The 19,283-nt window shown below is 67.4% G+C and carries 25 protein-coding genes; 10 read left to right on the top strand and 15 right to left on the bottom strand.

Translation table 11 applies throughout. The features are described 5' to 3' along the window. Positions 1-4 precede the first annotated feature (4 nt). Positions 5-151, top strand: coding sequence for a hypothetical protein (locus tag V8324_RS07045; protein ID WP_336419220.1), 147 nt, complete (start codon positions 5-7; stop codon positions 149-151). 16 nt (positions 152-167) lie between these two features. Here the strand turns inward: V8324_RS07045 and V8324_RS07040 are convergent, their stop codons facing one another. Further along, positions 168-893 (bottom strand): DsbA family protein, encoded by a 726-nt coding sequence (locus V8324_RS07040; RefSeq protein WP_336419219.1) that lies wholly within the window; start codon positions 891-893, stop codon positions 168-170. Positions 894-906: 13 nt separating this feature from the next. Continuing rightward, entirely contained in the window at positions 907-1,080 is a 174-nt protein-coding gene (locus tag V8324_RS07035) for a zinc-finger domain-containing protein (RefSeq protein ID WP_336419218.1), read from the bottom strand. Positions 1,081-1,153: 73 nt separating this feature from the next. Here V8324_RS07035 and V8324_RS07030 point away from each other — a divergent pair, with 73 nt between their 5' ends. Further along, positions 1,154-2,080, top strand: a complete 927-nt coding sequence (locus tag V8324_RS07030; RefSeq protein WP_336419300.1) for an ABC transporter ATP-binding protein — start codon at positions 1,154-1,156, stop codon at positions 2,078-2,080. Between the two features lie 81 nt (positions 2,081-2,161). On the opposite strand, the gene zapE is transcribed toward V8324_RS07030, so the two are convergent. Continuing rightward, positions 2,162-3,232 carry a cell division protein ZapE gene (zapE, locus tag V8324_RS07025; protein WP_336419217.1) on the bottom strand — a complete coding sequence of 357 codons (1,071 nt, stop codon included), beginning with the start codon at positions 3,230-3,232 and terminating at the stop codon, positions 2,162-2,164. Between the two features lie 33 nt (positions 3,233-3,265). After that, positions 3,266-4,240, bottom strand: a complete 975-nt coding sequence (gene pip, locus V8324_RS07020; RefSeq protein WP_336419216.1) for a prolyl aminopeptidase — start codon at positions 4,238-4,240, stop codon at positions 3,266-3,268. Between the two features lie 49 nt (positions 4,241-4,289). Between pip and ubiG the strand changes: the two genes are divergently transcribed. Next, positions 4,290-5,039 carry a bifunctional 2-polyprenyl-6-hydroxyphenol methylase/3-demethylubiquinol 3-O-methyltransferase UbiG gene (gene ubiG / locus V8324_RS07015; protein WP_336419215.1) on the top strand — a complete coding sequence of 250 codons (750 nt, stop codon included), beginning with the start codon at positions 4,290-4,292 and terminating at the stop codon, positions 5,037-5,039. 236 nt (positions 5,040-5,275) lie between these two features. Here the strand turns inward: ubiG and V8324_RS07010 are convergent, their stop codons facing one another. From V8324_RS07010 to V8324_RS06995, 4 genes are read right to left on the bottom strand one after another with little or no spacing between them, the layout of a single operon-like run. Further along, a complete protein-coding gene (locus V8324_RS07010; RefSeq protein ID WP_336419214.1) occupies positions 5,276-5,716 on the bottom strand; it encodes a MarR family winged helix-turn-helix transcriptional regulator in 441 nt (146 codons plus the stop codon). Continuing rightward, positions 5,716-6,546 (bottom strand): carbon-nitrogen hydrolase family protein, encoded by an 831-nt coding sequence (locus tag V8324_RS07005; RefSeq protein WP_336419213.1) that lies wholly within the window; start codon positions 6,544-6,546, stop codon positions 5,716-5,718. Before V8324_RS07005 ends, V8324_RS07010 begins: the two co-directional genes overlap by 1 nt. Positions 6,547-6,548: 2 nt before the next feature. Beyond that, the gene (grxC, locus tag V8324_RS07000; RefSeq protein WP_336419212.1) at positions 6,549-6,806 is read right to left on the bottom strand and encodes a glutaredoxin 3; all 258 of its coding nucleotides are present in this window, start codon (positions 6,804-6,806) and stop codon (positions 6,549-6,551) included. Positions 6,807-6,837: 31 nt separating this feature from the next. After that, on the bottom strand, positions 6,838-7,569 hold the full coding sequence (locus V8324_RS06995) for a ComF family protein (protein ID WP_336419211.1): 732 nt from the start codon (positions 7,567-7,569) through the stop codon (positions 6,838-6,840). Positions 7,570-7,584: 15 nt separating this feature from the next. Here V8324_RS06995 and V8324_RS06990 point away from each other — a divergent pair, with 15 nt between their 5' ends. Further along, entirely contained in the window at positions 7,585-8,403 is an 819-nt protein-coding gene (locus tag V8324_RS06990; RefSeq protein WP_336419210.1) for a methyltransferase domain-containing protein, read from the top strand. A gap of 58 nt (positions 8,404-8,461) precedes the next feature. Further along, the gene (hemH, locus tag V8324_RS06985; RefSeq protein WP_336419209.1) at positions 8,462-9,526 is read left to right on the top strand and encodes a ferrochelatase; all 1,065 of its coding nucleotides are present in this window, start codon (positions 8,462-8,464) and stop codon (positions 9,524-9,526) included. Positions 9,527-9,637: 111 nt separating this feature from the next. Here hemH and V8324_RS06980 read toward each other — a convergent pair whose 3' ends face one another. Then, positions 9,638-10,252, bottom strand: a complete 615-nt coding sequence (locus V8324_RS06980) for a L,D-transpeptidase (RefSeq protein WP_442970483.1) — start codon at positions 10,250-10,252, stop codon at positions 9,638-9,640. 153 nt (positions 10,253-10,405) lie between these two features. Between V8324_RS06980 and V8324_RS06975 the strand changes: the two genes are divergently transcribed. Beyond that, complete coding sequence (locus tag V8324_RS06975; RefSeq protein ID WP_336419208.1) at positions 10,406-10,948, top strand: CAP domain-containing protein; 543 nt, start codon at positions 10,406-10,408, stop codon at positions 10,946-10,948. Here V8324_RS06975 and V8324_RS06970 read toward each other — a convergent pair. From V8324_RS06970 to hslO, 5 genes are all read right to left on the bottom strand, one after another. Continuing rightward, positions 10,932-11,426: a L,D-transpeptidase family protein gene (locus tag V8324_RS06970; RefSeq protein WP_336419298.1), complete on the bottom strand. Its 495-nt coding sequence runs from the start codon at positions 11,424-11,426 to the stop codon at positions 10,932-10,934. The two genes, V8324_RS06975 and V8324_RS06970, sit on opposite strands and share 17 nt — an antisense overlap. A gap of 89 nt (positions 11,427-11,515) precedes the next feature. Further along, the gene (locus tag V8324_RS06965) at positions 11,516-12,739 is read right to left on the bottom strand and encodes a class I SAM-dependent RNA methyltransferase (RefSeq protein WP_336419207.1); all 1,224 of its coding nucleotides are present in this window, start codon (positions 12,737-12,739) and stop codon (positions 11,516-11,518) included. Next, on the bottom strand, positions 12,736-13,881 hold the full coding sequence (locus V8324_RS06960) for a CCA tRNA nucleotidyltransferase (RefSeq protein WP_336419206.1): 1,146 nt from the start codon (positions 13,879-13,881) through the stop codon (positions 12,736-12,738). The genes V8324_RS06965 and V8324_RS06960 overlap by 4 nt, the downstream gene beginning before the upstream one ends. Then, positions 13,878-14,477 (bottom strand): CoA pyrophosphatase, encoded by a 600-nt coding sequence (locus V8324_RS06955; RefSeq protein WP_336419205.1) that lies wholly within the window; start codon positions 14,475-14,477, stop codon positions 13,878-13,880. Before V8324_RS06955 ends, V8324_RS06960 begins: the two co-directional genes overlap by 4 nt. Then, a complete protein-coding gene (gene hslO / locus V8324_RS06950) occupies positions 14,470-15,465 on the bottom strand; it encodes an Hsp33 family molecular chaperone HslO (protein ID WP_336419204.1) in 996 nt (331 codons plus the stop codon). Before hslO ends, V8324_RS06955 begins: the two co-directional genes overlap by 8 nt. A 78-nt stretch (positions 15,466-15,543) precedes the next feature. Here hslO and V8324_RS06945 point away from each other — a divergent pair, with 78 nt between their 5' ends. Further along, positions 15,544-15,987 carry an NUDIX hydrolase gene (locus V8324_RS06945; RefSeq protein ID WP_336419203.1) on the top strand — a complete coding sequence of 148 codons (444 nt, stop codon included), beginning with the start codon at positions 15,544-15,546 and terminating at the stop codon, positions 15,985-15,987. Here the strand turns inward: V8324_RS06945 and V8324_RS06940 are convergent. Beyond that, entirely contained in the window at positions 15,962-17,239 is a 1,278-nt protein-coding gene (locus tag V8324_RS06940; RefSeq protein WP_336419202.1) for a PP2C family protein-serine/threonine phosphatase, read from the bottom strand. The genes V8324_RS06945 and V8324_RS06940 overlap by 26 nt on opposite strands. A gap of 146 nt (positions 17,240-17,385) precedes the next feature. Here V8324_RS06940 and V8324_RS06935 point away from each other — a divergent pair, with 146 nt between their 5' ends. From V8324_RS06935 to V8324_RS06925, 3 genes are all read left to right on the top strand, one after another. Continuing rightward, complete coding sequence (locus V8324_RS06935) at positions 17,386-17,721, top strand: Hpt domain-containing protein (protein WP_336419201.1); 336 nt, start codon at positions 17,386-17,388, stop codon at positions 17,719-17,721. A 96-nt stretch (positions 17,722-17,817) separates the two neighbouring features. Next, positions 17,818-18,575, top strand: a protein-coding gene (locus tag V8324_RS06930) for an IS5 family transposase (protein WP_336419200.1) whose coding sequence is annotated in 2 segments (ribosomal slippage) — positions 17,818-18,145 and positions 18,145-18,575 — 759 coding nt in all. Because the reading frame shifts where the segments join, the coding sequence is not laid out codon by codon here. Between the two features lie 364 nt (positions 18,576-18,939). Beyond that, positions 18,940-19,283, top strand: a 344-nt coding sequence (locus V8324_RS06925) for an IS5 family transposase (protein WP_336419199.1), incomplete at its 3' end; no start/stop codon positions are given.

Below are 19,283 nucleotides of genomic sequence, written 5' to 3'. Positions count from 1 at the left end.
ACAGATGGCCGACGACGCGGATGACAGCCAGGACGGATCCGAAACCCAGTCGAGTGCCACCGAGGACCGGCCCCGCCGGGAGCCACGATCCCGGCACGAGGGATCGGATGACAGCCACCGGTGCCGGTTCGACGATTTCGCGATGATCTGATCCTGCCCCGTGAGGGTCAGGCGCAAGGATGCGGATCGGTCGCGGCGCGTTCCGCGGCGATCAGGCGGCGCAGTTGCCACGTCTCCACCGCGCCGAGGATCGCGGTGCGTCCCACCACCAGCGCCGGCGTGCCGAAGAACCCGAAGGCCCGCGCGATCCGCGCAGACCGGGTGAGGGTGTCCGCCACGGCACCGCCGCCCATGTCGCGCAGCAGCCGGTCCCAGTCGATCCCGGCATCGCCCGCAAGCTGGCGCAGATAGGCGTCGTTTGGCATGAAGGGCGTGCCCATCAGCCGGTCGTGAAACATCGCGTAGGCCCCTTGGCGCCGCGCCGCGATCGACGCTTCGGCAGCGCGCCGCGAAGCGGGCCCCAGGAGCGGCAGTTCGTGCCATGTGATGCGGACGGGCTCGGTCTCCGCGATCTCTTGCAGCATCGGCGAAACCACCCGGCAGTAGACGCAGCGCGCATCCGAGAAGTAGGCGATGGGCACCGTGTCAGCGCCAAGAGGCCCATCGAAGAGGTGTGCGCAGACCTCGTCCGGCGTGGCGGGCGCGGCGTCATCCAGTCCGATCAGCATGGGGTCGCCGCCCGACAGATTGCCGCCCGCGCGTTTCCGGAACCCCGGCAGGCCCGGCAGCGGCTCTGTCGTGAGATCGGGGGCGCGCAGCCGGCGCAGCATCGCCGGCCCGAATACCAGAACCGCCCCGCCAGCAAGGACCGCCAGCGCGGCGCGGCGGCGCATCACGGGACCCGCGTCAGACCTTGCCTTCGAAATCGCGGTGGATGATCTTGACGTCGCAATAGGGGCATTCGACGAAGCCCGTCTCCTCGGAGATCCGCAGCCAGACACGGGGGTGACCCAATGCCCCGCCATCGCAGGCGACGCGGTAGGTGTCGACGATTCGCGTTTCAGGGACCTCGGTGACCATGGGGCGTTTCCTTTCCGCGGGCATTCCACTAGATCCACATATGAGCAAACGCGGCGCAAGGGGCAAGAGCGGCATGGGGACTAATGCCATCGAGATCCGGGGACTGACCAAGACCTATGGCGGCAGCCGCGGCAAGCCGGAGAAACCGGCGTTGACGGATATCGATCTGGATATTCCCAAGGGATCGGTCTTCGGGCTGCTGGGGCCAAACGGGGCGGGCAAGTCGACGCTGATCAACATCCTCGCCGGGCTGGTGGTCAAGAGCGCCGGGCGGGTGACGATCTGGGGCTTCGACCAGGACATCAATCCGCGCCAGAGCCGCGCGTCGATCGGCGTGATGCCGCAGGAGCTGAACCTCGACCCGTTCTTCACCCCGCGCGGCGCGCTGGAGATGCAGGCGGGACTGTACGGCGTGCCGCGCAATCAGCGGCGCAGTGACGAGATCCTGCGGCTGGTCGGGCTGGAGGACAAGGCCGAGGCCTATTCGCGCACCCTGTCGGGGGGCATGCGGCGGCGGCTGCTGCTGGGCAAGGCGCTGGTGCATCACCCGCATATTCTGGTGCTGGACGAGCCGACGGCGGGCGTCGATATCGAGCTGCGCCAGATGTTGTGGGAGAATGTGCGCGCGCTGAACCGGCAGGGGATGACCATCGTGCTGACCACGCATTACCTGGAAGAGGCCGAGGCGATGTGCGACGAGATCGCGATCATCAATTTCGGCAAGGTGGTGGCGCGCGACACGACCGCCCATCTGCTGGAACGGCTGGACGTCAAGACGATGGTGATCGAGCCGGAGGGCGCGGTGCCGCGACTGCCCGAGGGGCAGGGGCTGAAGGTGAGCCGCGAGGGGGACCGGATCGAGGTGACCTATCACACCGCCGAGATGACCGCCGAGACGGTGCTGGCGGCGGTGCGCGCGGCGGGGATATCCATTCGCGACGTCCGGACCGAGCAGGCCGATCTGCAGGACGTGTTCCTCGAGTTGACGCGCAGCCGGTAGGTGCGGTCGGGAAGACCGGTCAGGCTGTAGCCCCGGCGCGGTACGCGGCGCGACGCGCTGCTTACTCATCGGGCATTAGCCTCACCCCGCCTCGGCCCGTTCGCCCCAACCCTGCGACTGCATCTCGCGCAGTCGGCTGGCGGTGCGTTCGAACTCGAAACTGCCCTCGCCCTCGACATAGAGGTATTCCGGTTCTGCCGCCGCGGTGCAGATCAGTTGCACGCCGGCCTCGTAGAGCGCGTCGATCAGGGTGACGAAGCGCTTGGCCTCGTTGAAGTTCCCGCGCCCGAGTTGCGGGATGTTCTCGAGGATCAGCACGCGCACCGCCTCGGCCAGCGCGAGGTAATCCGCCGGCCCCAGCGGCTGCGCGCAGAGATCGTAGAACGTGGCGCGCGCGACGCCGTTGTGAAAGGCGGGCAATTCCACGTCGCGCTTGTTGACGCGCAGCACGTGGCGCGCGCCCTCGCCGCCGGTCAGATCCTGCCAGATGCGCGCCACCTCGGCGCTGGTCTCTGGGGTGGTGGGGGTGAAATAGGTGCGCGCGCCGGCCAGCCTGTCCTGGCGGTAATCGGTCGGGCCGGCCATTTCCCGGACGACCATATGCTGTTTTATCAGCGCGATGAAGGGCAGGAAAAGCTGCCGGTTGAGACCGGACTTGTAGAGATCGTCGGGCACCCGGTTGGAGGTGGTGACGACCACCACGCCGGCGGAGAAGAGCACGTCGAACAGCCGGCCCACGATCATCGCATCGGTGATGTCGGTGATCTGCATCTCGTCGAAGGCCAGCAGCCGGACCGAACGCGCGACCTCATCGGCCACGGGCGCCAGCGCATCGGCCTCGTCGCGTGCGCGGGCGGCGTGCAGACCGGCATGGATTTCCTGCATGAAGGCGTGGAAATGCACCCGCCGGCAGGGCACGGTCAGCGTGTCGACGAACATGTCCATGATCATCGACTTGCCCCGTCCCACCCCGCCCCAGAGGTACAGCCCCTTCGGCGGCTCCGGCGCGCGGCGAAACCAGCCGCGCGGGGCTGGCGAGTCTAGGGCGGCGCGGATGCGTTCGAATTCCGGCAGCACGGCCTCTTGCGCGGCGTCGGGCGTCAGCCGGCCTTCGGCCACGAGACGCGCGTAAAGCTCTGGAAGCGTTTCCATGCCTTCCGGGATACCGCGACAGGGCGCGCCGGCTCAATAGCGTTGTGCGACCTTTTGCATCACCCCGACCAGATCGGCGCTGATCCCCGGTTCCGACAGGGCGTGCCCGGCGACGGGAATGATGCGCAGATCGCTTTTCGGCCACGCCTCGGCGATGCGGTGGGCGGTGATCGGCGGGCAGATCATGTCGTAGCGGCCCTGCACGATGGTGCCCGGCACGTCGCGCAGATCGCCCATCCGCGCGAGGATGTGCCCGTCATGGTCGAGAAAGCCGCGATGCGTGAAATAGTGGTTTTCCAGCCGCGCGAAGGCGCGGGCGTAATCGGCCGGGCTGTCGCCGCCGACGCCGGTGGACTGCACCGTCGCCAGCGCGTTTTCCCAGGCCGACCAGGCCTTGGCATGGGTGATCTCCTGCGCGAGATCGCCGGAAAAGAGGCGCTTGTGATAGGCGGCGATCATGTCGCCGCGTTCCTCTTCGGGGATGAGGGCGACGAACCGTTTCCATGTCTCGGGCCAGAAGGCGCCGGCGCCGCCGCCGTAGAACCAGTCAAGCTCTGCCTCGGTCATGGTGAAGACGCCGCGCAGGGCGAGATGCAGCGCGCGGTCGGGATGCGTCTGTCCGTAGATCAGTGCCAGCGTCGCGCCCCAGCTGCCGCCGAAGACGACCCAAGACGCGATGCCGAGGGTCTCGCGGATCTGCTCAATGTCGCGCACGAGATGCCATGTCGTGTTGGCCTCGACGCTGGCATGCGGGCGCGACCGGCCACAGCCGCGCTGGTCGAACAGGATGATGCGGTAGATATTCGGGTCGAAATAGCGCCGCATCGCCGGGCTGCAGCCGCCGCCCGGGCCGCCATGCAGCACCAGCACCGGCAGGCCGTCGGCGCGGCCCGACTGCTCGACATAGACCGAATGCCCGTCGCCCACGTCCAGCATCTGCCGGTCGAACGGCTCGATCGGGGGATAAAGATACTGCACCGCAGTTTTATGGCTCGCGACCTTGTTCATGGAGATCCTATATATACCGTGTAGCCAATTGAGCCATATGGAGACCGGAATGCAAGCCGCGCAAAGCACGATCGATCCCGCCGAGGTCGCGAAATTCGAGGCCATGGCGGCCGAGTGGTGGGATCCGGCGGGCAAGTTCAAGCCGCTGCACATGCTCAACCCGTGCCGGCTGGATTACATCAACGCGCAGATTGCCGCGGAATTCGACCGCGAGCTTGGGGTCCGCGCGCCGTTTGCGGGGCTGCGGATGCTGGATGTCGGCTGTGGCGGGGGATTGCTGGCCGAGCCGCTGGCGCGGCTGGGGGCCGACATGGTGGGCGTAGATGCCGCACCCGGCACGATCCCGGTGGCCGAGGTTCATGCTGCGCAATCGGGGTTGCGGATCGATTACCGCCACGCCACCGCCGAGGATCTGGCAGCAGGCGGCGAGGTCTTCGACGTGGTGCTCGCAATGGAGGTGGTCGAGCATGTCGCGGATCCCGCCGCGCTGCTGGCGGCGTGCCGGCAGCTTCTGGCGCCCGGGGGCTTGCTGATCTGTTCGACCGTCAACCGCACGCCGCAAAGCTTCGCCAAGGCGATCATCGGCGCGGAATACCTGATGGGCTGGCTGCCGAAGGGCACGCATGACTGGTCGAAATTCCTCAAGCCCGACGAGCTGCGCGCGCTGTTGACGACGGCGGGGGTGGAGGTCGTCGATCGCAAGGGCTTCGTCTTCAACCCGGTCAGCTGGCAGTGGCGGCTGTCGGCGCAGGATCTGAGCGTGAATTACGTGACGACGAGCGTGAAGCCGGGCGGGTAAGCGCGGGCGGCGATGCGGTTCACCGGACAGTCGGGCCAATTCCCCGGCGCGATACGCGGCCGCAGGCCGCAGCGCCATCGCATGTCCGCCACCCGGACAGGCGATTTGTCTAAGCTGGCAAATCGATTTGGGCTTTCGCAGGGGTGCTGAAATAAAGCGCGCTGAACCCCCATGGGATCGCCTGCCCGCGCACCTGCGCTGGCGCTGCTCATGCGCGTGCTACTCTTGGGGCTGAATCACCCCTCCAGCCGGAGGCGCAGTTCGCGCAGCACGGACAGGCTGGCGCGCACGCGGTCCTCGCCGCGGTCGCGGATCGGGTCCGCTATCATCGGCGTGATCGCCGCCATCGCCGCGTCGCGGGCCGTGCGACCGGCCGGGCTGATCGCGATCATGTTGCGGCGCGTATCGTCCCAGTCGGGGCGGATATGCACGTAACCGGCGGCCTCGAGCCGGCGCAGGGTGTTGGTGATCGCGCCGCGGGTCACGTGAAAGCTTTTGGCAAGCTGCGCGGTCCGGCGTTCGCCGGCCACCCGCGCGAGGTGGTTGAGAACCGGGAAATGCGATATCTCCATGCCGCGCGTCAGTACGCGGGCGTGGCGATTGCGGATCAATTGCTTGTTGGTGAGGATCTCGCTGAAAAGCGTCACCGCGACGGCATGCCCGGCCGGGTCGGCCATCACGGGCCGTCGAAGCGTCGGTCGTGGCGCAGCGCGGGGACGCGGCCGCGGGCGCGCGCGACCTCGGCGATGTCGAGATCGACGGTCACAATCCCGGGATCGGTGCCGCCATCGACCAGCACCTCGCCCCAGGGCGCCACGGCGAGGCTGTGCCCGTGGGTGCTGCGCGCCTTGCCACGGCTGGCCGCATGCGTGCCGGTCTGCGCGGGGGCGAGCACGAAACACCCCGTCTCGATCGCGCGGGCGCGCAGCAGGGTTTCCCAATGCGCCGCCCCGGTGACCGGCGAGAACGCGGCCGGCACGGTCAGGATATCCGCGCCCGCCTGCGCCAGCCGCCGGTAGAGCGCCGGGAAACGGACGTCGTAGCACACCGTCAGGCCCAGCTTGCCCCACGGCGTCTCGGCCAGCACCGCGCGGTCGCCGGGGCGAAAGCCGTCGGATTCGCGGAACGTCTCCTCTGGCGAGACATCGACGTCGAACATGTGGATCTTGTCGTAGCGCGCACGGATCTGGCCATCGGGGCCGATCAGGAAGGACCGGTTGGCGAAGCGCCCGTCTTCGTCGCGGGTCAGCAGCGCGAGCGAGCCGATCAGCAGCCAGACCCGGTGGCGTGCGGCCGCCGCCGCGAGATCGCGCAGCGTCGGGTCATCCTCCTCGAGATGCAGCACGGATTTCTGATGGGTGCGGCTGGTCGAGACGCAATTCGTGACCTCGGGGGTCAGGATCAACTCTGCCCCGTCGGACGCGGCGCGGTCGATCAGGTCGCGGACCATCTCCGCGTTGTCGTCGGGCCGGTCGCTGCTGGTAAGCTGGAGAAGGGCGGCGCGCATCGTCAGGCGCTCAGCATCGGGTCGAGCTTGCCGTCGCGGTCGAGCGCGTAAAGCTCGTCACAGCCGCCGACATGGGTGTCGCCGATGAAGATCTGCGGCACGGTATGGCCGCCATTCGCGCGCTGCATCATCTCCTGCTTGCGGCCGGGCTGCGTCATCACGTTGATTTCGCTGTAATTGACGCCCTTCTTGCTGAGAAGGCGCTTGGCCGCGTGGGAAAAACCGCAGAGCGGTGATGTGTAGATCTCGACGGGTTGCATGTCGGGGCTCCTGTTACCGTTTGGTACGAACCTAAGCCTCCTTGCCGACACGTGCCAGTGTCAGAATGCAGACCTCGCTTGCGCCGGCGGCATGGCAGGCCTCTGCCGCGACCGAAAGCGTGGCGCCGGTGGTCATCACGTCATCGACGATCAGGACGGGGCGCCCCTTGATGTGGCCCGCGCGGCGGGGATTGACGCGAATAGCCTCTGCCAGCGCGGCGTGGCGGGCGTCGCGGGTCAGGCCCTTGAGGCTGGGGGTCCGCCGGGGGCGGATCAGCAGGTCGGGGCAGCAATCCAGCCCGGTCTCGCGGCCGACGCCGTGGGCCAGCAGCGCGGCCTGGTTGAAGCGCCGCGACAGCAGGCGCAGCCAGTGCAGCGGCACCGGCGCGATCAGCGTGTCGGGCTGCAAGAGCGGCCGGGCGGCGCGCGCCATCCACGCGGATGCGGGGCGCGCCAGATCCTGCCGGTCGCCATGCTTGAGCGCGAGCACCAGCCGCCGGCCATTGTCGTGATAGCGCAGCGCGGCGCGGCCCCGCGACCATGGCCGCGCGATGGTCAGGCAGTCGTCGCAATACTCGGCCACCGAACTGCCCTGGCCGGGCAGCGGCGTGCCGCAGGCGTCGCAGACCAGCCCCGCGATGAACGGCGTGTCACGCCAGCAGGGGCCGCAGAGGCCGAAGTCGCTTTCGACGAGATCGCCGCAGGAGATGCAGCGCGGCGGGTAGACCAGCCGAACCGCCGTTTGAAATGCCGATGCGCGCATCCTATCATCCCGTTCATGAGCCAGTCCGACCTGACAGATCGCACCGCCCTCGCCCGTCACCGCGCGCGCCCCAACGCCGCGCCGGCGCTGTTCCTGCATGAGACCGTCGCGGACGAGATCGAGGATCGCCTGTCGGTGGTTAACAAATCCTTTACGTCGCCCGCCATCGTGACCGGGCATCCCGAGTTCTGGCAGGCGCGGTTTCCCGAGGCGACGATCGTCGGCGACGACGAGACGCTGGCGCTCGAGGCCGGCGCGCATGACCTTGTGATCCACGCGCTGTGCCTGCACTGGGCGGGCGACCCGGTGGGGCAGCTGATCCAGATGCGGCGCGCGCTGCGGCCCGACGGGCTGATGCTGGCGGGGCTGTTCGGCGGCGGCACCTTGCAGGAATTGCGCAGCGCGCTGGCGCAGGCCGAGGCGGACGTGACCGGCGGGCTGTCGCCCCGGGTGCTGCCGATGGGCGAGATCCGCGATCTGGGCGCGCTGTTGCAGCGCGCGGGCTACACGCTGCCGGTGGCCGACAGGCTGCCGCTGACGGTGGAATACGGCGACCCGCTGCGGCTGATGCGCGACCTGCGCGCGATGGGCGAGACCAACGCGATGACCGCGCGGTCGCGGCGCATGATGCGGCGCGCGGTGCTGGACCGCGCCTGCGAGATCTACGCGCGCGAATATCCCACGCCGTCGGGCAATGTGACCGCGACCTTCGAGATGGTGTTCCTGACCGGCTGGTCACCGGACGAAAGCCAGCCGCAGCCGCTGCGCCCCGGATCGGCCAACACGCGGCTCGCGGACGCGCTGGACACGCAGGAAAAGCCGCTAAGAGATTGACCTCTGCCGCGCGACCGTTATTTGACCATCTACCCGATTGACAGGATTGGACCCGATCATGCTGGACGCAACCCGGACCGCGACCCGACCCACGCACGCCCCGGCCGATCACCCCAAGGTGCCGCGCGGCAAGATCGGCGTGCTTCTGGCCAATCTCGGCACGCCCGACAATTACGATTACTGGTCGATGCGCCGGTACCTGAACGAGTTCCTGTCGGATCGTCGGGTGATCGATTATTCGCCGTGGCTGTGGCAGCCGCTGCTGCAACTCGTGATCCTGTCCAAGCGGCCCTTCACCAGCGGCGCCGCCTACAAGTCGATCTGGAACGAGGAGAAGGGCGAAAGCCCGCTGATGACCATCACCCGCGACCAGACCGACAAGATGCGCGCCGAGCTTCAGGCGCGGCACGGCGACCGGGTGATGGTGGATTTCTGCATGCGCTACGGCAATCCCTCGACCATGTCTAAGGTCCGCGAACTGACCGAGGCCGGCTGCACCCGGATCCTGTTCTTTCCGCTTTATCCGCATTACGCGGGGGCCACGTCAGGGACCGCGGTCGACCAGTTCTTTCGCGCGCTGATGCAGGAGACATGGCAGCCGATCGCGCGGGTGGTCGAGCCCTATTTCGAGAACGACCAGTATATCGACGCGCTGGCGAAATCGGTCGAGCGCGCCTATGCCGAGGCAGCGACGCGGCCCGAAAAGCTGGTCGTGTCCTACCACGGCATGCCGCAGCGCTACCTGCGGCAGGGCGATCCGTATCACTGCCAGTGCCAGAAGACGACGCGCCTGCTGAAGGAACGGCTGGGCTGGGAGGACAGCGAGATCACCACGACCTTCCAGTCGGTCTTTGGTCCGGAGGAATGGCTGAAGCCCTACACCGTCGAAGAGGTCGCGCGGCTGGCCCGCGAGGACGGCGTCAAGCGGATCGCGGTGATGGCGCCGGCGTTCTCCGCCGATTGCATCGAGACGCTGGAAGAGATCAACGAGGAGATCCGCGAAAGCTTCGAGGAGGCGGGCGGCGAGGAGTTCACCTATATCCCGTGCCTCAACGACGACGACGCGCATATCAAGGCGCTGGCGTCGGTCGTGGACAGCAATCTGCAAGGGTGGGTCGGGTAGCGTGAAACCCCGAATGGTCCCCAATGAGGAAAGGCAGCGAAGTTCGCTGCCTTTTTTATTTGGCCGGGATCAGGGTTTGGCGGCCTTAGGCCGCTTGCGCACGACACGTCCTCAAATCAGCAACACTTGCGTGCCGACCTCGGTCAGGGCGAACAATTCCTGAATATGCCGATTATAGAGGCCGACACAGCCGCTGGACGAGCGGCGCCCGATTTTCCTCGTGTCATGCGTGCCGTGGATGCGATAATAGGTCCAGCTGAGGTAGAGCGCATGTGTGCCCAATGGGTTATCCGGGCCGGCAGGCACGAATTCGGGCAGGCTGGGGTCGCGCTCGCGCATCGAGGGGGTGGGGCGCCAGCTTGGGCCCTCGACCTTGCGGACGACCTTTGTCCGCCCGCGGCGCGTCAGATCCTCGGTCATCGGTACCGAGGACGGGTAGAGCTTGTAGATCGATTCGTCCTCGCTCCAGAAATGGACGGCACGGGAATCGATGTCTACGAGGACCGCGCCGTTCCGCAGGTTCGAGAAATAGGGCTGCCAGTCGAGCATCCGGAAGGCCGAGATGTTGCGGCGCACCCCCGTGCCGATGTCCGCCTCGGTCTCGATCGTGCCCAGCGTGTCCTGCGCGAAGGCAGGCGCGCCCAGCATCGCGGCGCCGCTGGCGAGGAAGGCCCGGCGCTGCCACCTGTTTCCGGTGTTGGAAGTCATTTCGAATGTCTCCGGCATTTTCATCATCTGTTGTGCATTAATATATGGCCGAAAGGCCGCAGTCGCAAATCAAACTCCTGTCATGACGGGCGAACTTGTGCCGGTGCGTTTGAACTGCCGTGCCGTTCGGACTAAAGCGGTGTGAATCTGCATCAAGGATGGGTCTGGAACATGCGTCTTTTGAGTCTCTGTCTGGCGGCGCTGCTGGCGCTTGCCGCCTGTGCCGCGCCGCTGCCGCCGCAGCTCGGGGCGGATGGGCGGCCAGTGCCGCAGCTATACCGCATTTCCGACGCCGAGACGCAGCAGATCCGGTTCCGGATGCTCGACGCGGTCAATTCGCTGCGCGACGCCCGTGGCGCCCCGCCGCTCGTGCTCGACGAACGGCTGACAGCCGCGGCGGCCACCCATTCGCGCGACATGGCGGTGCAGGCCCGGCCGTGGCATTTCGGATCCGACGGATCCTCTCCGCTCGAGCGCGTTCGCCGCGTCGGCTACGAGGGTGACCTGATCGGCGAGGCGATCTCCGAAACCTATGAAAGCGAGCTTGAAACCCTGGCCGCCTGGATGGAGGATGAGGGCACGCGCCGCGTGATCCTCAGCCCCGAGGCGACGCGCATGGGATTTGCCTGGAAGCAGGAGCGAAGCGGCAAGATCTGGTGGACGATGGTACTGGGCAGCGATGCCGAGGGCCGGTCGGTCACGCCCGGAGCGTGATCGGCGTGCCGTTGCGCACCATCGCGTAGATCGCCTCTATCTCGGGGTTGGTGACGGCAATGCAGCCCGCGGTCCAGTCGGTGCGTGACACGGCATAGTCGTTGGGTTCGCCGTGGATGAAGATGTCGCCGCCCGGTGACTGCCCCATCGCGCGGGCGTAGGCGATGTCGCGTTCGTCGGGATAGGAGATGCCGATCGACAGGTGATAGGCGCTGTTGGGGTTGCGCCGGTCGATCAGGTAATGCCCTTCGGGCGTGCGGCCGTCGCCCTCGAACAGCTTGTGCCCGGCGGGGGCGAAACCCAGATGCACCTTGTAGCGTTTCAGCACCTTGCGGTGGTGCAGAAGGAACATGTCGCGGTTGCCCTTGTCGACGAGGACGCGCGTCACCTCGGGGCCGTCATAGCTTCGGAACCTGCTGTCGCCGGCACATCCCGCCAGGATCGCCGCACCACCCATAAGTGCGCCGCGTCGTGTCATCGTCATGGCCTGCCACCGTTTCACTGCCCGGTTGTTATGGCAGGACAATACACCGATTTGGTTGCGATCGGGTAACGATTTTTCGGGGGTCACGCGCTTTTGAGCGTAAATTGCGCGATCAGCTCGACATGCGCGGACCAGCGGAACTGGTCGACGACCTCAATCGCGCCGATCTCGTAGCCATGCGCCGCAAGCTGCGCCGCGTCGCGGGCGAAGGTGACGGGATTGCACGAGATATAGGCGATGCGCGGCACCTTCGCGGCGGCGAGCTGCCCGATCTGCGCCTCGGCGCCGGCGCGGGGCGGGTCGAGAAGGGCGGCATCGAAGCGCGCCAGATCGTCGGGCAGAAGCGGGCGGCGGTAGAGATCGCGCGCCTCGGTGGTCACCGGTTTGAGCCCCTGCGCGTGCCGCCAGCCGGCATCGAGGGCGCGCAGCATCTCGCCGTCACCCTCGACCGCGTGGAGATGCGCATGACGCGCCAGCGGCAGAGTGAAGGTGCCGCAGCCCGCGAAGAGATCGACGATGCGCGCGGCACCCGAAAGGATGCTTGCGGCGGCAGTCAGAAGCGCGGCCTCGCCGTGATCTGTGGCCTGCAGGAAGCTGCCCGGCGGCGGCACGACCCGGGCGGGGCCGAAGACCTGTTCGGGGGCGCGCCGGGTGGCGATCACCTCGCCGCCCCAGGCCAGCCGGGCGATGTCGTGGCGCTGCGCGAGATCGGCGAGTGTGACGCGCAGCGGGCCGTCGGCGGGCTTGCCGCCGGTCGCCGCCACGTCGAGCCCGCCCTTCGAGCGCGTCAGCGTGACCGCCAGTGCCGCCTTGCGGCTGGTCCCGGCGCGCGCCAGGTCGCAGGCCAGCGGCAGCCCCGCCATCAGGTCGGGATGCAGAAGCCGGCAATCGGGGATCTCGGTGATGGTGTCGCTGGCGCGGCCGTGAAAGCCGGCCATCGCGCCAGCCTTGGTGCGGCGCGCGGCGATCGTGGCGCGCCGGCGCGAGCGCGGCGGCGAGGTGTGCACCGCGGTGATGCGCGCCGGCAGGTCATGCGCGGCGAGCGCGGTCTCGACCACCGCGGCCTTCCAGCGCGCGACAAAGGCGTCCGAGGCGTGCTGAAGCTGGCAGCCGCCGCAAGATTTGAAATGTCGGCAGGGCGGTGTGACGCGCTCGGGCGAGGGATCAACGATGCGGATATCGCGCAGGGTCTGGCCGTGAAGGGTGCCGGTCACGACCTCGCCGGGCAGGGTGCGCGGGGCAAAGACCGGCCCGTCGGCGATGCCGTCGCCGTGATGGCCCAGCCGGGTGATCCGATGCCCGGTCACAGCAGGTCCTCACGGGTCAGCGTGAATCCCGAGGCGATCCAGCGCGATTCCAGCTCGCGCAGCCGCTGGCCGAGGGCCGGTCCGGCATGGTCCGGCTTGAGATCGGCGGCCTTGACCGGAAACTGCGCCTTTGCCCCGCGCGCGACCTGCATCAGCGCATCATAATCGAGCGGCTCGCCCGACCGTGCGGCGCGAACGAGCAGCGCGTCGCGGCCCTCTTGGGACCCGAGGCGGTAACCCAGTTCCGCCGCGCGCATGTCACTGCCAGCGGCCTCTTGCAGACGCGCGAGCGCCTTGGTCTCTGCCCGCGACAGGCGCAGCCGCGTCGCCGCGTCCGCGCCGCCAAGGGCTGCGAGGCGACGTGTCGCGTCGGGCTCGGTGTGTGACCGAGCCTCGAGATGCACCAGCGGCCCCAGCGCCTGCGCGTCGGCGCCTGGAAGGATCCGGGCCAGCACGCCCGCCGCCTGCATCGCCGCCATTGCGGGCGCGGGGTCGGGGGCCGACAGCAGCTTGCGCATCTCGGCGCCGATGCGTTCGCGCGACAGACCGTCCAGACCGTTCAGGTTGGCCGCGCAGGCCGCCAGTGCGTCCGGGTCGAGCCCGGACTCAGCGTCGCCATATTGAGCGTGAAACCGGAAGAAGCGCAGGATGCGCAGGTAATCCTCGCGGATCCGCGTGCCGGCATCGCCGATGAACCGGACGCGGCGGGCGCGCAGGTCGTCGATGCCGCCCAGCGGGTCGATGACCGTGCCGTCGGGGTCCGCGTAAAGCGCGTTCATGGTGAAGTCACGCCGCCGCGCGTCCGCTTCCAGATCGGAGCCGAAGGCCACCTCGGCATGGCGCCCGAAGGTGTCGACATCCTCGCGGAAGGTCGTGACCTCGTGCGGCTTGCCGTCCGAGACGACGGTGACCGTGCCGTGATCGATGCCGGTGGGCACGGGCTTCAGGCCCGCGTCATCCGCCAGCCGCATCACCGCGTCGGGGGGCGCGTCGGTCGCCATGTCGATATCGCTGACCGGCCGGCCCATCAGCGCGTTGCGCACGCAGCCGCCGACGAAGACCGCGCGGTAACCCGCGCCTGTCAGCGCGGCACAGACCGCCTGCGTCGCCGGTGCTGCGATCCAGTCGCCCGAAAGCCTCATCCCGGGGCCGCCATGTCGGCCATGACGCGCAGGATGCGCGCGGTCGCCCCCCAGATGTAGTAGGGTCCGTAGGGCACGGTGTAATAGCACCGCCAGTCGCCGCGCCAGCGGCGGCGTTCGACCCGGAAGCGGGCGGGATCGAGCAGATGCGCCAGCGGGACCTCGAACACCTCCTCGACCTCGCCGGCCTCGGGGACCGGCGTGAAGGGCGTGGCGATGCGCGCCAGCACCGGGGTCATGTCGAAGCCGGTGACCGTCTCGTGCCCGGGCAGAAAGCCGAGGATCTCGACCGATGCGGGGTCGAGGCCGATCTCCTCGCGCGCCTCGCGCAGGGCGGTGGCGGTGATGTCGGCGTCGCCTTGGTCCTGTTTGCCGCCGGGAAAGGCGATCTGACCGGGGTGATGCGTGAGCCCCGAGGCGCGCTTGGTCAGGATGACATGCGGCACGCCGCCGGTGCGGATGACCGGCACCAGCACGCCGGCGGCGCGCAACCGCCGGCCGGGCGCCAGCTTGACCTGCGGATTGAGGTCGTAATCCGACGAGCCGGCGCGCGCCGTGCCCAGCGCCGTCAGGACCTTGTCGAGCGGGTCATGCACTGTCGTCCGGCCCTTTCGGCGCGTCGAACCCGAGCGTCTCGGGGTCGAGCCGGTAATGCGCCCCGCAGAACTGGCAATCGGCGGTCACGATCCCTTCGTCGGTGGTCATCGTCCCGATATCGCGGGCCGAGTAGATCGACAGGCTGTTGCGCACGCGGTCTTCGGAACAGGTGCAGCCGAAGCGCACCGACTGCAACTCGTAGACGCGCGGCTGTTCCTCGTGAAACAGCCGCACCAGCAGGTCGGTGGGCGCCACCGAGGGGCCGATCAACTCAAAGTCCTCGACCGTGTCCAGCAGGTGATTGGCGCGGTTCCAGTTCTCGGCATCGTCGCCCTCGACGATGTCGGCGGCCTTGAGCAGCCCGCCCTCGCCCGAGCCGCCCCCCGTGACGGCGGGCGACGCCTTGGGCAATTGCTGCAGCATCACGCCGCCGGCGCGCCAGTGGTCCGCGCCCCCCGGTTCCCGCGACTGCCCGAAACTGAGCGCGAATCGCGTGGGCAACTGTTCGGACTGGGCGAAATACGCCTCGGCGCAGTCGCGCAGCGCGCTGCCGGAGATGGGGGTGATCCCCTGGTAGGGGGTCGAGCCCTTGCCCTGGTCGATCAGCACGGCGAAATACCCCTCGCCCAGCTGCGCGAAGCCGGGCCCCTCGCCCAGCCTGTCGCGGTCGAAGCTGGCATAGGCGCGCATGCGCGCGGGCTCGCCCTCGGCGGAGGGGGCGAAGTAATCGGTGGCGATCATGCGCACCGCGCCCTTGGTCTGCACCTGCAGCGACAGCTTCCAGCGCAGCTTGATCGTCTGGCCGATCAGCGCGGTCAGAAGCGCCATTTCCGCGACCAGCGCCTCGACCTGGGCCGGGTAGTCGTGCTGCGCGAGGATGCCGTCGAGCACCCCGTCGAGACGCGCAACGCGTCCCCGGATGTCGGCCTGATCCAGCTGGAACGGCAGGATCGTGTCATCCCAGGCGATTTTCTGTCCAAGGGTCATGGGGTTTCCTTCCACGCGCGTGTTCGGCATATCGGCTCTATCTAGGCGCAACAAGTCGGGGCACCAAGAGGGCGCGGCATGAACAGACGATTCGGGGAAAGTCCGCGCCGCGACGTGGCCTACCGGCTGCGGCCCGGGGCCTACGCCATCCTGCGCCTGGGGCGCAAGCTGCTGGTGACGCACCAGTCGGCGCCGGTGCCGGAACTGCAACTGCCGGGCGGCGGGATCGACCCGGGCGAACAGCCGCTGCAGGCGCTGCACCGCGAGGTGTTCGAGGAGACCGGGTGGCTGATCGCGCGGCCGCGGCGGCTGGGGGCGTTCCGGCGGTTCACCTACATGCCGGAATACGGGTTCTGGGCGGAAAAGCTGTGCGTGATCTACCGCGCCGAGCCGGTGCGCGCGCTGGGCGCCCCCACCGAGCCGGGGCATCGCGCCGTCTGGATCACCCCGCACGCGGCGACGCGGGATCTGGGCAATGCCGGCGACCGGCATTTCGTCAGCCGGGCCTACCGGCTGGCTTGAATTCCAGCAGCACCGCCGAGATGTCGTCGGTGAAATCGGCGTCATCGGCGAAGGCCGACAGCTTCCACAGCAGCGATTCGAGGAAGGCGGGCCCGTGCGTCTGGCGCAGCCCCTGCATGATGCGGGCAAGGCCGTCATCATCCAGAAGCTCGCCGGCCGGGGTCATGCATTCGGTCACCCCGTCGGAATGCAGCAGCAGCCGGTCGCCGGGGGCCAGCCGGATCTCGACCTCGTCGAAGGTCGCGTCGTCGATCAGACCGACGGGCAACCCGCCCTCGCCGACGAATTCCACCCGTCCATCGGCGCGCTGCACCGCGGGGTGCGGGTGGCCGGCCTGCGCCAGCGTCACCCGCCCGGTGGTCAGGTCGACATTGGCCAGCACGATGGTGAAGTAAAGCTCGGTCTCCATCTCCGACATGAAGATCCGGTTCAGAAGTGCCACGGCCTCGGCCGGCGGGCGCGCGGTGACGCGGCCGTCCGGGGTCTTTTGCAGGGCGAGGTTCTGTTCGGGGACCGAGGCCGACAGGCACCCTGCCAGCCGCGCGGTCATCAGCGCCGAGCTGATGCCGTGGCCCGACACGTCGATACCGTAAAGCCCGATCCGTCCGTCCGAGATGGGAAACATACCCACGAGGTCGCCGCCCACATGCCCCGCCGATTGCAGCATCAGCGACACCTCGGCCGGCCCGAGATCGCGGTAGCGTTCGCTGACCAGCGATTGCTGCAGGCGCTTGGCCTCGACGAGGTCGCTATCGAGCGAATCGTAGAGCGTCTGCAACTCGTCCAGCGTGGAGGTGATCAGGCGGTTCTTCTCGGTCAGTTCGCGTTCCATCCGCAGGATGCGCGCGCCCGCCGCGATCCGTGCGCGCAATTCGGCGGCATTGACCGGCTTGGTCAGGAAATCGTCTGCCCCGGCATCGAGGCCGAGCGCGACCTCGGTCTTGTCGCTTTTCGAGGTCAGCAGGATGAAATACCCGTAGGTCTCGCGCGGCATGTCCCTGAAGGCGCGGCAGAATTCCAGCCCGCTGAGGCCCGGCATCATCCAGTCGCTCATCACGAGGTCGGGGGCGTAGGCGGCGCAGATCGCGAGCGCGTCATCGCCCGAGGCGGCCTCGCGCACGTCGAAGCCCCAGCGTTGCAGCGAGGCCGTCAGGATGCGCCGCTGCAGACGACTGTCATCGACGACGAGCACGCGACGGATCACGTCATCGCCGGTGGTCTTGTCCTGATCCGTGGTCGAGTGCGCGGGCACATCGGCATCCCTGGCAGCTTGACGGTGTCGATACCCCGGCGCGCCTTAACACCGCGTGAATGCTAAAATTGACGGCGGTTCGCCGCCCGCGTTTAAGGATTTCCAAAGATTTCGTGCGCAGGGTCGGCCCCAATGAGGAGGCCGGAATGATCGACTGGGACCATGTTCGAGAGCTGCGCGACGAGATCGGGACCGACGCGTTCGAGGAGGTCGTGGAGATGTTCCTCGACGAGGTCGAGACCGAGATTGGGAAGCTGCGCGCGCCGCCCGCGGATCTCGACCTCGAGGCGCAGTTGCACTTCATCAAGGGCAGTGCACTGAACCTCGGGTTCTCCGAATTCTCGGAATTGTGCCAGAGCGGCGAGGCACAGGCAGCCCGCGGGGGCGGTGAAGCCGTGAAGCTGCGCGAAATCCTTGCGAGTTTCGACCGGTCGAAAGCGGTATTTCTGGCGGGCCTTGGGGCGGAGGTGTCGACGGGTTAGGTGACAGCGCCGGGGGGGGGGCCGATGCGCTAGGCTCTGGACCCATTGATTTCAGATGGGCAGCGTGATTCACGGCACCGAAAACGGAGCGGTGACATGTCTGATCTCTTCTGGCTGAGCGATGCGCAGATGGCGCGTCTGGAGCCCTGTTTCCCAAAGTCCCACGGCAAGCCAAGGGTCGATGACCGCAGAGTGCTGAGCGGCATTATCTTCATCAACCGCAATGGCTTACGTTGGCGCGATGCGCCTGCGGCATACGGTCCGCACAAGACGCTCTACAATCGATGGAAGCGATGGAGTGACAAGGGCGTCTTCGCCCGGATCATGGCCGGCCTGGCCGCAGAGCACCGCGAAAAGAAGACCGTCATGATCGACGCGACCTATCTCGAGGCACACCGCACCGCGACCAGCATGGGCGTGAAAACGGGGGGCGCGGGCGCCTGATCGGGCGCACCAAAGGCGGCATGAACACCAGGCTGCATGCCATTTGCGACAGCCAGGGACGGCCGATCAGCCTTTTCGTTACCGCCGGACATGTCAGCGACTACATCGGCGCGCGGGCGTTGCTGAGCAGCCTGCCGGATGTCGACTGGTTGCTCGGGGGCCGCGGCTATGACGCCGACTGGTTCAGAGAAGCGTTGGAAGACAAAGGGATACGCGCCTGCATCCCGGGCCGCAAGCAGCGCAAGACAACTGTGAAATACGACAAGCGTCGCTACAAACGCCGCAACCGTATCGAGATCATGTTCGGCAGGCTCAAGGACTGGCGGCGTGTCGCAACTCGGTATGACAGGTGCCCCAAGGTCTTCCTCTCGGCGATCACGCTCGCCGCGACTGTCATCTATTGGTTATGAGTCCAGACCCTAAAGCGCGATCTGACGTTTGCCACGCCATGAGCCCAAATTTGCAAGATCAAAGCGAACTACCGGAAAGCCGCCGCTCTACCTTCTTCAGTCGGCTTGACTTCCGTGCATGTGTATTGATGAAATCTTGCGCCCGTTCTGCGATCCGTCTTGAAGTTGCGGTTGACTGGAGAGTGAATTCCTCTGTCGCCAGTGAGAGCAAATGATCTTCGTAGGCTGGGCCGTCCTTGTCGTTCAGGCTGTCAATATCTTGCAACACCGCTTCAATATCGGCTGTGACCCGACTTTCTAGGGTCTGGACCCATTGATTTCAGGCGCGCTGCGTGATTCACGGCACCGAAAACGGAGCGGTGACATGTCTGATCTCTTCTGGCTGAGCGATGCGCAGATGGCGCGTCTGGAGCCCTGTTTCCCAAAGTCCCACGGCAAGCCAAGGGTCGATGACCGCAGAGTGCTGAGCGGCATTATCTTCATCAACCGCAATGGCTTACGTTGGCGCGATGCGCCTGCGGCATACGGTCCGCACAAGACGCTCTACAATCGATGGAAGCGATGGAGTGACAAGGGCGTCTTCGCCCGGATCATGGCCGGCCTGGCCGCCGAACACCGCGAAAAGAAGACCGTCATGATCGACGCGACCTATCTCGAGGCACACCGCACCGCGACCAGCATGGGCGTGAAAACGGGGGGCGCGGGCGC

The sequence above is a fragment of the Roseovarius sp. D22-M7 genome (genome assembly GCF_037083785.1).
GTDB lineage: Bacteria > Pseudomonadota > Alphaproteobacteria > Rhodobacterales > Rhodobacteraceae > Roseovarius.
This window is presented reverse-complemented; position numbering and strand designations above follow the sequence as displayed.